Origin of the sequence: Streptomyces sp. NPDC079167 (genome assembly GCF_040686735.1) — a bacterium.
Taxonomy (GTDB): Bacteria; Actinomycetota; Actinomycetes; order Streptomycetales; family Streptomycetaceae; genus Streptomyces.
The window spans coordinates 165,691-177,682 of the sequence record NZ_JBFBLO010000003.1 but is presented as its reverse complement, the minus strand read 5'-3'; the positions used below and the strand labels follow the sequence as shown (position 1 = coordinate 177,682).

11 protein-coding genes are annotated in these 11,992 nt (G+C 70.7%); 5 read left to right on the top strand and 6 right to left on the bottom strand.

What is annotated here, in order from left to right; all coding sequences use genetic code 11:
- Positions 1-33: 33 nt before the first annotated feature.
- The 3 genes from AB0P41_RS08440 to AB0P41_RS08430 form a co-directional block, all read right to left on the bottom strand.
- The gene (locus AB0P41_RS08440; RefSeq protein ID WP_365930938.1) at positions 34-645 is read right to left on the bottom strand and encodes a PadR family transcriptional regulator; all 612 of its coding nucleotides are present in this window, start codon (positions 643-645) and stop codon (positions 34-36) included.
- Between the two features lie 85 nt (positions 646-730).
- The gene (locus AB0P41_RS08435) at positions 731-937 is read right to left on the bottom strand and encodes a hypothetical protein (RefSeq protein ID WP_365930936.1); all 207 of its coding nucleotides are present in this window, start codon (positions 935-937) and stop codon (positions 731-733) included.
- Between the two features lie 479 nt (positions 938-1,416).
- Entirely contained in the window at positions 1,417-3,048 is a 1,632-nt protein-coding gene (locus AB0P41_RS08430; RefSeq protein WP_365930934.1) for a protein kinase, read from the bottom strand.
- A 294-nt stretch (positions 3,049-3,342) separates the two neighbouring features.
- Here AB0P41_RS08430 and AB0P41_RS08425 point away from each other — a divergent pair, with 294 nt between their 5' ends.
- Positions 3,343-4,956 carry a protein kinase gene (locus tag AB0P41_RS08425; RefSeq protein WP_365930932.1) on the top strand — a complete coding sequence of 538 codons (1,614 nt, stop codon included), beginning with the start codon at positions 3,343-3,345 and terminating at the stop codon, positions 4,954-4,956.
- Positions 4,957-4,994: 38 nt separating this feature from the next.
- Here AB0P41_RS08425 and AB0P41_RS08420 read toward each other — a convergent pair whose 3' ends face one another.
- The 3 genes from AB0P41_RS08420 to AB0P41_RS08410 all read right to left on the bottom strand — a co-directional run bounded on the left by AB0P41_RS08420 (position 4,995) and on the right by AB0P41_RS08410 (position 7,411).
- Complete coding sequence (locus tag AB0P41_RS08420) at positions 4,995-6,053, bottom strand: phosphotransferase (protein WP_365930930.1); 1,059 nt, start codon at positions 6,051-6,053, stop codon at positions 4,995-4,997.
- A 25-nt stretch (positions 6,054-6,078) separates the two neighbouring features.
- Positions 6,079-6,486: a pyridoxamine 5'-phosphate oxidase family protein gene (locus tag AB0P41_RS08415; protein WP_365930928.1), complete on the bottom strand. Its 408-nt coding sequence runs from the start codon at positions 6,484-6,486 to the stop codon at positions 6,079-6,081.
- 265 nt (positions 6,487-6,751) lie between these two features.
- Positions 6,752-7,411 carry a response regulator transcription factor gene (locus AB0P41_RS08410; RefSeq protein ID WP_356709184.1) on the bottom strand — a complete coding sequence of 220 codons (660 nt, stop codon included), beginning with the start codon at positions 7,409-7,411 and terminating at the stop codon, positions 6,752-6,754.
- A 346-nt stretch (positions 7,412-7,757) separates the two neighbouring features.
- Between AB0P41_RS08410 and pdhA the strand changes: the two genes are divergently transcribed.
- The 4 genes from pdhA to AB0P41_RS08390 all read left to right on the top strand — a co-directional run bounded on the left by pdhA (position 7,758) and on the right by AB0P41_RS08390 (position 11,984).
- Positions 7,758-8,918 (top strand): pyruvate dehydrogenase (acetyl-transferring) E1 component subunit alpha, encoded by a 1,161-nt coding sequence (pdhA, locus tag AB0P41_RS08405; protein WP_365930926.1) that lies wholly within the window; start codon positions 7,758-7,760, stop codon positions 8,916-8,918.
- Positions 8,919-8,920: 2 nt separating this feature from the next.
- The gene (locus tag AB0P41_RS08400) at positions 8,921-9,901 is read left to right on the top strand and encodes an alpha-ketoacid dehydrogenase subunit beta (protein WP_365930925.1); all 981 of its coding nucleotides are present in this window, start codon (positions 8,921-8,923) and stop codon (positions 9,899-9,901) included.
- A 10-nt stretch (positions 9,902-9,911) separates the two neighbouring features.
- Positions 9,912-11,324: a dihydrolipoamide acetyltransferase family protein gene (locus AB0P41_RS08395; protein WP_365930923.1), complete on the top strand. Its 1,413-nt coding sequence runs from the start codon at positions 9,912-9,914 to the stop codon at positions 11,322-11,324.
- A gap of 120 nt (positions 11,325-11,444) precedes the next feature.
- Positions 11,445-11,984 carry a hypothetical protein gene (locus AB0P41_RS08390; RefSeq protein WP_365930921.1) on the top strand — a complete coding sequence of 180 codons (540 nt, stop codon included), beginning with the start codon at positions 11,445-11,447 and terminating at the stop codon, positions 11,982-11,984.
- The last annotated feature ends 8 nt before the right edge of the window (positions 11,985-11,992 follow it).

Sequence of the window (11,992 nt, the reverse complement as noted above, 5' to 3'; positions counted from 1 at the left end):
GGCGCGGCCCGGTGTGGCTGTCGTCGCCGTCGGTCAGCGGCGGGCGGACGGGCGCGGAGCGGTGGAGCGCGTGGTCCCGTGGCTCGTGGGCGCGGCGGGTTCGGTCGCGGCGGCCGCGGCGAGGCGCACGAGACGGGACTCGCAGTGGTCGAGCCAGCGTGCCTCCGCCTCGGCCTGGAAGATCAGCTGTTCCACCACGAGCAGCCAGGCGACCTCGTCACGGTCGGCGGGTACGTCGGCGAGCGCCTGCGCCTTCAGCCGGGTGTAGTCCTGCATCGCCTTCAGCGTGTGGCTCCGCTGGGACTGGATGACGGCGCGGATGTCGACGCCGGGCGCCCCGACCGCCATCGCGAGCTTGATCGCCAGCTCGTCGCGGGGCGGGCTGCTGCGGTCGACGGGGGTCGCGAACCAGCTCCTCAGCTCGTTGCGCCCGTCCTCGGTGATCGAGTAGAGCGCATGGCCCGCGTCGTCCTCACCGTCCTGGGCGACCATGCCGTCGCGCTCCAGACGGCTCAGCGTCGTGTAGACCTGCCCGACGTTCAGCGGCCAGGTGGAACCGGTGCGGGACTCGAATTCGGTGCGGAGCTGGGAGCCGTACCGAGGTCCCCGCTCAAGGAGGGCCAGCAGCCCGTGGCGGATCGACATACTGAGTATGTATACCCAGTATGTTGCTCGGCGCAAGCGCCCCTGGCCAAGGCCCCGGCCGGTCGGACGGGTCAGTTCGGACGGGTCAGTTCGGGCGGCGCATGCGGAGGGCCAGGAACGCCAGTCCCAGCCCGACCAGGGCGATGCCGCTGCCCAGCGACACGTCCCGCACCTGCTCCAGGGCGGGCTCGTCAAGCGCCTGTCGCTGCCGCGCTGTCGCACCGGGCTCCGGGAACGCCTCGGGTGGTGGGGTGAAGGCAGGGACCTTCGCGGGATCCGGATCCGGCGGCATCTCGTCCGCCGCGGCCTCGGACTCCGCGGCCTCCAGGGGGGAGAGGGACCTCCCCGGCCGCGCCCGCCCCTCCCCGGCCTGCCGCCCGGCCAGAGGCGACGCCTCGGCGGAGGCGGAGGCAGAGGCAGACGGACTCGCAGTGGAGGATGAGGAGCCGGAGGGTTGAGCCGGAGCCGGAGCCGGAGCCCGATGCCCCGGGGGTGCCGAATGTGCCGAGTGTGCCGAGTGTGCCGGGCGTACGGACGCGACCGACCCGCCCTCCGCATGTGCCAGGGCGGCGGGCCCGAGTGCCACCCAGACCGCTGTCACCACACAGGCGACGCACCGTGACGACCGTGAAGCCGGGAGTCCTGGAGGCATGGGATCAGCGTCACACGCACCGATATGTCCGGCATCCCGAGTGCGTCCGGACGGCGCCCCTCACCGGTTCCGGTCAGAGCGGAAGGCCCGGCAGCGGGCGGAGGCAGGCGGCCGGCCGGTCAGGCCGGGTCACCCGTCGCGATGCGCAGCTCGAAGTGGGCGTCCCGCTCGGCCACGGCCGCGCCCGCGCTCGGGAACTGGTCGATGACCTGGTCCTCGGCGTAGGTGTTGCCCTCGACCTTGATCTCCTTGATCGTCCAGCCCGCGGCCATGGCGCACGCCTTCGCGGAGAGGATGTCCTTGTAGACGAAGTTCGGGGCCTGGACCTTCGCCGGGTCGTCCGTGTCCTCGGGCGCGTCCGTGCACTTCTCGGTCTTCATCGTCCGGTTCCGCTCCGGATCCTTGTGCTCGCCTGCCACGCCGGCCTCACTGGTGCCCGGGTCGCCGCCCTTGCCGTTCTCCGAGTCGCCGTTCATGTTGAGGAAGGCGATCAGGCCGCCGATGGCGACCAGGGCGACCACGATCGACCCCACGACGACCGGCATGTTGCGCCTGGACCCGCCGCTGCCGCCCGCGCCCGTGACGGTCTGCGGGGCCATCGTGTACGGCGGTGGGGTCTGGTGACCCAGCGGTGCCGGCGTGCCGTACGGCTGGGCCGCCTGCGGGTAGCCGTAGCCCGGGGTGGGTGCGGGGGTCGGTACGCCGTAGGGACCCGGCTGCTGAGGGTGCGGCTGGTACGGCGTCTGCACGCTGTGCGGGGCCGGGGCGGCCTGGTCGACGGGCGGGAAGACCGCCGATCCGACGCCCGAGCCGCTGTTCGCCGGGGCACCGCCGCCGACGATCACCGGGGCGCCCGCGGGGCCGCTCGCGTTCAGGACGCGAGTGATCTCGTCCTGCATCGCCGCGGCACTCGGGAAGCGCTCGTTCGGGTTCTTTTTCAGCGCGCGGGCGACGAGGGCGTCCATCGCGGGCGTGATCGACCGGTTGATGCCCGACGGGGCGACCGGCTCCTCCTGCACGTGCGCGTACGCGATGGCGAGCGGGGAGTCCGCGTCGAACGGGATACGTCCCGTGAGCAGCTGGAAGAGCATGATGCCGACCGAATACAGGTCGGAGCGCGCGTCGACGCCGCGGCCGAGCGCCTGCTCGGGGGAGAGGTACTGCGGGGTACCGACGACCATGCCGGTCTGGGTCATCGAGGTGACGCCCGACTGCATGGCACGGGCGATACCGAAGTCCATGACCTTGACGACGCCGCGCTTGGTGATCATCACGTTGCCGGGCTTGATGTCGCGGTGGACCAGACCCATCTCGTGGCTGGTCTCCAGGGCGGCGAGCACGTCGGTCGTCACCTTGAGCGCCTTGTCGGCCGGCATCGCGCCGTACTGCTGGATGTCCGACTGGAGCACGGAGCCGAGCGGCTGCCCCTCGACGTACTCCATGACGATGTACGGCATCAGCGCGCCGCCGAGCTCGTCCTCGCCCGTGTCGAACACCGAGACGATGTTGGTGTGCTGCAGCTTGGCGACGGCCTGCGCCTCGCGCCGGAAACGCTCGCGGAAGGACTGCTCGCGTCCCAGCTCCGTGTGCAGGGTCTTGATCGCGACCTGGCGGTCGAGGGCCGAGTCGTACGCGAGGTAGACGGACGCCATGCCGCCCTCGCCGAGCAGGTCGCGCAGCTGGTAGCGGCCGCCGGCCACGGAACCGCCCGCGTAGCGCCCCTGGGCGCCGTGTGCCCCGTCGTGGCTCATGACTTGCATCCCCCTCGGCGCCCGACGGACGCGATCATCCCTATTACGGGCCAAGTCTGCCCGAGGGGTACGACACGTCAAGCCGGGTGCCCGTTCCGTGACCCTACGCACAAGAAGCGTCTCGGAAGCGTTACAGGAAGCGCATGGAATTTGCGCGTACGGCACGCGAGCCGATTGGATGACCGGTCACTCTGGAAAACCGGTGTGTCGGACAGAGGCTGTAGCGTGACCTGGCAATGCAGCAAGGCACCGTGAGACCCGCGGACGCGCGGACAGATACGACGGCGAGGACTGATGGCACCCGGATCCGAAGCAAACGGCGGCGGAGTTTCGGATGGCACCGACTCCTGGGGTGTCGGCGGTGTGGTCGGGGACGGCCGTTACCGCATGACCCACCGGCTCGGCCGCGGCGGCATGGCCGAGGTCTACGCCGCGGAGGACGTCCGTCTGGGCCGCACGGTGGCGGTGAAGCTGCTCCGTTCCGACCTCGCCGAGGACCCGGTCTCCAAGGCCCGCTTCACGCGTGAGGCGCAGTCGGTCGCGGGGCTCAACCACCACGCGATCGTCGCCGTGTACGACTCCGGTGAAGACGTCGTGGGCGGTTCGACCGTGCCGTACATCGTGATGGAGCTCGTCGAGGGCAACACCATCCGCGATCTGCTGCTGGAGGCCGAGGCCCCGCCGCCCGAGCAGGCGCTGATCATCGTCTCGGGCGTCCTGGAGGCGCTGGCCTACTCCCACCAGCACGGCATCGTGCACCGTGACATCAAGTCGGCGAACGTGATCATCACGCACTCCGGCGCGGTCAAGGTGATGGACTTCGGCATCGCCCGCGCGCTGCACGGCGCACAGTCGACGATGACCCAGACCGGCATGGTCATGGGCACGCCCCAGTACCTCTCCCCCGAGCAGGCGCTCGGCAAGGCCGTCGACCACCGTTCCGACCTGTACGCCACCGGCTGCCTGCTCTACGAACTGCTCGCCCTGCGGCCCCCGTTCACGGGCGAGACCCCGCTCTCCGTCGTCTACCAGCACGTCCAGGACACCCCGGTGCCGCCCTCCCAGGCCGCCGGGGCCGTCCCGCCGGAGCTGGACGGGCTCGTCATGCGCTCCCTCGCGAAGGACCCGGACGACCGGTTCCAGAGCGCCGAGGAGATGCGCGGCCTCGTCCAGTACAGCCTGCAGATGCTGCAGGTCCAGGGCGGGCACACGGGCACGTGGAACACCGGCCCGGTCAACGTGCAGGACAGCGGCCACACGGCGGCGATGAACGTCGCCGGCAGCACGGCGGCCATGAGCCACCCCATGCACGGGGACACCTCACAGGGCCCGATCCTGCCGCCCATGAACCCCGACGACGGGGCGTACGCGGGCGGCAGTCATCGCGAAGGCGGCGGTCGCGGCAAGATGCTGCTGTTCGTCGTGCTCGCGCTGATCGCGATCGGCGCGGGCGTCGCGTTCGCCCTCCAGGCGGCCGACGGTGACGGCGACAAGAAGAAGGACCCGGTCGCGCCCACCACCTCCTCCAGCCCGTCACCGACCCCGTCCTCGGCGGAGCCGACGGACGAGGAGACCCAGGAGACCGAGGAGCCGTCCGGCTCCACGGGCGATCAGACGTGGCCCACAGAAGAGTCGACGTGGACCCCGACGAACGAGCCGACCCAGCCGACGCAGGAACCGACGGTGACACCCACGACGCCGTCCCCGGACACGGGCGGGACGTCGGACGGCGGCACGGTGACCGAGGGCGGCACCGGTGACGACGGCGGCACCGGCGACGACGGCGGCAGCGGTGACGACGGTGGCACCGGCGACGACGAGGGCGCGACGACGACGGGAACGACCGCCGGCACATCGGCGGGCGCCGCGGCGGGCGCCGCGGAGGGCGCGGCGGGCACCACCGGCTGACCGAGGGCCGGGGGCCGGGGGCCTGAGGGCGAGGGTCCTCACCCCGTGAAGGCCTCGCCGACCGCCTCGTACTCACGCGTCCACCACACCGCCAGGGCCGACACCGCAGGGAACTGCGGGTCGGCCCTGCGGTCGTGGAGGCGGTAGCGCCAGCGCAGTATCCAGAAGTCGTTGAGGCGCTCCCACCACACCCGGTGCACCGCGGCCGCCAGCTCGGCCGCCCCGGCGCCCGCAGACCGCCGGTAGGCGCGGGCGTACGCCCGGACCTTCTCCAGTGCCAGCTCGCCGTCCGGCCGGACGAAGAAGATCGCCGCCGCCCGTACGGCCTCCTCGGCGCGCGGCTGCACACCGAGCCTGTCCCAGTCCACGATGGCGACGGGGTCAGCGCCCCGGTAGAGGAGATTCAACGGGTGGAAGTCGCCGTGCACCCACCCCCTGGCAGAGCCCTCGGGCATGGGCGGGCGGCGGTGCGCGTGCTGCTCCAGCAGGGCGCGGCGCTCGACGAGCCGGTGCACGGCGAGCTCGTCGAAGGCGTCCCGGGGGCCCATGTGCCGCGCGGCCGTCAGCAGCTCGTCGATCAGCGTGAACGTGTCGGCGGGATCAGGGCTCTGGCCCCGGACCGGGGGCGGTGGCGGGTCCGCCTCCATGACCTGCTCCAGGCCCGTGTGTACGGCGCCGAGGAGCGCCCCGAGCCGGCGCGACTGGGCGGTCGTCAGCTGGGCGCCGTCCCGGTGGAGTCCGTCCACCCACCGGTGCAGGGCATAGCGCTCCCCGTCGATCACCGTGACCGTGTCACCCTCCGTGTCCGAGAGCGGCGGGGCCACCGGCACACCGAGGGAGTGCAGCTGCTGGGTCGCCCGGTGCTGCCGGACGATCGTGGCGTGATCGCCGCTGGCGTCGTCGAGGTGGTGCTTGTCGAGGTGATGCTTCAGGAAGTACGAGCCGCGGGTGGTGGACACGCGGTAACCGTGGTTGAGCAGGCCCTTGCCGATCGGTTCGCATGCGAGGGGCTCACCGGCGTCCGGGTAGCGGCGCAGGACCTCGACGACCGGAGGGACAGGCGGAAGGGTCACAGATGAGCGCAGCACTCGCCACATGTTAGGTGACGCTGAGTGGCCGGTTTTACGGACTTGCGTCGAAGGTCAGAGCGTGCATATGGGAGAGGTGCGGATCGAGCCTCAGATACACCGGATCGAAGACCTCGCCGTTCACCTTCGCCGGACCTGCCCCGAAGCGTTCGCGCTGGTCGGAGGCGGGTTCCACGATCTCGGCGGGGCCGGTGAACTGCACCGACCAGAGGTCCTCCGCACCGCCGGGCCCGGGGGAGTTGAAGTTGTCCGCCCCGTAGGCGATGACGCTTCCGTCGCAGGACTCGTGGAAGCCGAGTCCCCTGTGCATCCGCAGGAAGACACCGCCCTCGGTCACCAGGTGCCGGGCCACTGCCAGAAAGGGCAGGGCCCGCATGCTCATGGCCAGCCGGCCGTAGCGGACACTGCCGAGCAACTCGATGGCACGGCGCCTGTCCGCCACGGAGGAGACGGAGGAGGCCGACGGACCCGAGGAGGCCGACGGACCCGATGAGGCCGGCGGACCCGATGAGGCCGCCGGGCCGGAGGAGGTCGACGGACCGGAAGGGCCGAGGGTGCCGGAACCGGCCGCGACACCGGAACCAGGCGCGGTTCCGGTGTCGGAGGGGCGGGAAGAAAGCATGCCCCCACTCTCCGCCACGGGTAGGAGCCGTGTAAGGGTCCGCCGCCCCGGACGGCCAGGGACCAAAGTCCCTGCCCGTGCCCCGTCAGCGCCTCTCGGCCTGAAGCCTCGCCACGTACGCCGCCGCCTGCGAACGCCGCTCCATGCCCAGCTTGGAGAGCAAGCTGGAGACGTAGTTCTTGATGGTCTTCTCGGCGAGGTGCAGACGCTCGCCGATCACCCGGTTCGTCAGCCCCTCGCCGATCAGGTCGAGGATCTTGCGCTCCTGCTCGGTCAGCCCAGCGAGCCGGTCGTCCCCCTTGCCGTCCTTGCCCTCGCGCAGCCGCTCCAGCACGCGGGCGGTGGCCGCCGGGTCCAGCAACGACTTGCCGGCTGCCACGTCACGCACGGCGCTGAGCAGCTCGTTCCCGCGGATGGCCTTCAGTACGTACCCCGAGGCGCCCGCCATGATCGCGTCGAAGAGGGCCTCGTCATCGGCGTACGACGTGAGCATGAGGCACCTGATGTTCTCGTCCCGCGAGCGGACCTCGCGGCAGACCTCCACCCCGCTGCCGTCCGGCAGCCGGACGTCCAGGACGGCGACGTCGGGGCGGGTCGCCGGGATCCGCGCGAGCGCGTCCGCGGCCGTGCCCGCCTCGCCGACGACCTCGATGTCCTCCTCGGAGGACAGCAGCTCGTGGACTCCGCGCCGGACGACTTCGTGATCATCGAGCAGGAATACCGTGATTTTTCCTTCTTCGCGCACATTCGCAGTCTCACACACTCCTTTCTCGTCCGCCCTTCCCTGTGACTGCGGGCCGGGATAACGTGCCGTTGTTCCGGCCGCCTGCAAGGCTGTTACCAGTGCTGTGACCAGCGGGACTTGGCGTTTTTCTGGATTTACTTGGAAATCCAAGCAAAATCGCAGGTCACAAGGTGTTTCGCAGTTATGCGATGCACTGGGTAACGTGCTTATGACAGGACGCTCGCCGGGGCACCTGTCACGCCTGTTCCCGGCCGAGTGGCACCCACCCCGTGCACGGGTCCGGACACAGGCGAGCCGCACTGGTTCCCGGCCATCCCGGGGGCCGGACCGACGGAGGAGCACGCACGTGACCGTGGAGAGCACTGCCGCGCGCAAACCGCGACGCAGCAGCAAGCGGACCAGCGCCGCGAAGACGCCCGCGAAGACGCCGGAGGGTTCCGACCCCCAGCTGGTACAGCTGCTGACGCCCGAGGGCGAGCGCGTCGAACACCCGGAATTCGAGATCGACCTGAGCGCGGACGAGCTCCGCGGCCTCTACCGGGACATGGTCCTGACCCGCCGCTTCGACGCAGAGGCCACCGCGCTCCAGCGCCAGGGCGAGCTGGGCCTGTGGGCCTCGCTGCTGGGCCAGGAGGCCGCGCAGATCGGTTCCGGCCGGGCGCTGCGCGACGACGACTACGTCTTCCCGACCTACCGGGAGCACGGCGTCGCCTGGTGCCGGGGCGTGGACCCGACCAACCTGCTCGGCATGTTCCGCGGTGTGAACCACGGCGGCTGGGACCCGAACACCAACAACTTCCACCTGTACACGATCGTCATCGGCTCGCAGACCCTGCACGCCACCGGCTACGCCATGGGCGTCGCCAAGGACGGCGCGGACTCGGCCGTGATCGCGTACTTCGGCGACGGCGCCTCCAGCCAGGGCGATGTCGCGGAGGCCTTCACCTTCTCCGCCGTCTACAACGCCCCCGTCGTGTTCTTCTGCCAGAACAACCAGTGGGCGATCTCCGAGCCCACCGAGAAGCAGACCCGCGTGCCGCTCTACCAGCGCGCGCAGGGCTTCGGCTTCCCGGGTGTGCGGGTCGACGGCAACGACGTACTCGCGTGCCTGGCCGTCACCAAGTCCGCGCTGGAGCGGGCCCGGCGGGGCGAGGGGCCCACCCTCGTCGAGGCGTTCACCTACCGGATGGGCGCCCACACCACCTCCGACGACCCGACGAAGTACCGGGCGGACGAGGAGCGGGCGGCCTGGGAGGCCAAGGACCCGATCCTCCGGCTGCGTACGTACCTGGAGAAGCAGGGCCTCGCCGACGCCGCGTACTTCACCGCGCTGGAGGAGGAGAGCGAGACCCTCGGCAAGCGGGTCCGCGAAGCGGTGCGGGCCATGCCCGACCCGGACCGGCTGGCGATCTTCGACCACGCCTACGCCGACGGCAACCCGCTGGTCGACGAGGAGCGCGCCCAGTTCGCCGCCTACCAGGCATCGTTCGCCGAGGAGGGCAACTAGCCATGGCCGCTGAGAAGATGTCCCTCGCGAAGGCGCTCAACGAGTCGCTGCGCAAGGCTCTGGAGACCGACCCCAAGGTCCTCATCATGGGTGAGGACGTCGGCAAGCTCGGCGGGGTCTTCCGCATCACGGACGGGCTCCAGAAGGACTTCGGCGAGGACCGGGTCATCGACACCCCGCTCGCCGAGTCCGGGATCGTCGGTACGGCGATCGGCCTGGCCCTGCGCGGATACCGCCCGATCGTCGAGATCCAGTTCGACGGCTTCGTCTTTCCCGCGTACGACCAGATCGTCACGCAGCTCGCGAAGATGCACGCCCGTGCCCTCGGCAAGATCAAGATGCCCGTCGTCATCCGCATCCCGTACGGCGGAGGCATCGGTGCCGTCGAGCACCACAGCGAGTCGCCGGAGGCGCTGTTCGCGCACGTGGCGGGGCTGAAGGTCGTCTCGCCGTCCAACGCGAGCGACGCCTACTGGATGATGCAGCAGGCCGTCCAGAGCGACGATCCGATCATCTTCTTCGAGCCCAAGCGGCGCTACTGGGACAAGGGGGAGCTCGACACCGAGTCCATCCCCGGCCCGCTCCACAAGGCCGCCGTGGCCCGCGAGGGCTCCGACCTCACGCTCGTCGCGTACGGCCCGATGGTGAAGGTCTGCCTGGAGGCGGCAGCGGCGGCGCAGGAGGAGGGCAAGTCGGTCGAGGTCCTGGACCTGCGGTCGATGTCCCCGATCGACTTCGACGCCGTACAGACCTCGGTCGAGAAGACCGGCCGGCTCGTGGTGGTTCACGAGGCGCCGGTGTTCTACGGCTCCGGGGCCGAGATCGCGGCCCGGATCACCGAGCGCTGCTTCTACCATCTCGAAGCGCCGGTGCTGCGGGTCGGCGGCTACCACGCCCCCTACCCGCCGGCCCGGCTCGAGGACGAGTACCTGCCGGGGCTCGACAGGGTGCTCGACGCCGTCGACCGCTCGCTGGCGTACTGAGGAGAGGGTCGTGACGACGATGACCGAAACGTCCGCGCGTTTCCGTGAGTTCAAGATGCCCGACGTGGGCGAGGGACTGACCGAGGCGGAAATCCTCAAGTGGTTCGTCCAGCCCGGAGACACCGTCACGGACGGCCAGGTGGTCTGCGAGGTCGAGACCGCCAAGGCCGCCGTCGAGCTGCCGATCCCGTTCGACGGGGTGGTGCACGAGCTGCGCTTCCCGGAGGGCTCGACCGTTGACGTCGGCGAGGTGATCATCGCGGTGGACGTGGCGCCGGGCAGCGGTGACGCCCCGGCCGACCCGGAGCCCGTGCAGGAGGCCGTGGCGGAACCCGCGGCGGAGGAGGCCCCCAAGGGCCGTCAGCCGGTGCTCGTCGGCTACGGGGTGGCGGAGAGCTCCACCAAGCGCCGGGCCCGCAAGGGGGCCGAGGTCCCCGGACCGGCCGCCGCCGCCATCCAGGCGGAGATCAACGGCCACGGTGCGAAGGCCGGCCACGGGGCGAAGGTCGCGGAATCCCGTCCCCTCGCCAAGCCGCCGGTGCGCAAGCTGGCGAAGGACCTGGGCATTGACCTCGCCACGGTCACCCCGACCGGGGAGGGCGGTGTGATCACCCGCGAGGACGTCCACGCCGCAGCCGCCCCGGCGCCCGCCGAGGCTCCCGCACGGTCCGAGGAGAGCGTCCCGGCCCCCGCGCCCGTGGCGGCACCCGTGGACCGGGCGGGCCGCGAGACCCGCATCCCCGTCAAGGGCGTACGCAAGGCCATCGCGCAGGCCATGGTCGGCAGCGCCTTCACCGCGCCGCACGTCACCGAGTTCGTGACCGTCGACGTGACGCGCACGATGAAGCTCGTGGCGGAGCTCAAGGAGGACAAGGAGATGACGGGGGTCCGGGTCAATCCGCTCCTGATCATCGCCAAGGCGCTCCTGGTCGCGATCAAGCGCAACCCCGAGGTCAACGCCGCCTGGGACGAGGCCGGCCAGGAGATCGTGCAGAAGCACTACGTCAACCTGGGCATCGCCGCCGCCACCCCGCGCGGTCTGATCGTGCCGAACATCAAGGACGCGCACGACAAGACCCTGCCCCAGCTGGGCGCGGCACTGGGCGAGCTGGTCACCACCGCCCGCGAGGGCAAGACGTCCCCCGCCGCGATGGCCGGTGGCACGGTGACCATCACCAACGTCGGCGTCTTCGGCGTCGACACCGGTACGCCGATCCTGAACCCGGGCGAGTCCGCGATCCTCGCGGTCGGGGCGATCAAGCTCCAGCCCTGGGTCCACAAGGGCAAGGTGAAGCCCCGTCAGGTCACCACGCTGGCACTCTCCTTCGACCACCGCCTGGTCGACGGCGAGCTCGGCTCCAAGGTGCTCGCGGACGTCGCGGCGATCCTGGAGCAGCCGAAGCGGCTGATCACCTGGGCGTAGGCATCTGGGATGGGCCCGCGCAGTGCTTGCGCGGGCCCATCGGCATGTCCGCCGATGGGTCGTGCGACTACTCTGCGAGCAGGACATGTCACCCGACGCAGTCATTCCAGGAGGCGCCCCGTGTCATCGAGTTGCGAACCCCAGTACGCTCCCGCCGGCGATGTGGGCGCCGCGCTGATGATGATCGACTCCCGGCTCAAGGAGGTTCACGACGGCGACGCCGTGAGCCACCTGGAGCAGAGGGCGCTGGCGGAACAGGTCGTCGCCTCCCTGGGCCCCGGCGGTGCCGAGGACGTCCTGGACGGCACGTGCACGATCATCTACATGTTCATGAGCTGGCTGCGGCAGGCGCACGAGGCACAGGACAAGGACGTCATCGAGTACGTGGTGCCGACCCTCGTGTCCTCGATGCGCCGGATGCCCAGGAGTATCCGTCCCGAGGCCATCCCCACCATGGCCGGCCTGGTCGTCGCCGCGGGCATGGGCCTGAGTCCCAACCTGTGGCGCAAGCAGTACGGGGACTGGACGGAAGCGGAGATGAACCCCTTGGAGGCCACCGCGTTCCTGCTCGCGGAACACATCAACCGCATCACGGACGACCCGGACTTCGCCACCCGCACGATCGCCGAAGCGCTGTCCCTTGCGGAAGAGGGCGCCTGAGCCGCCGC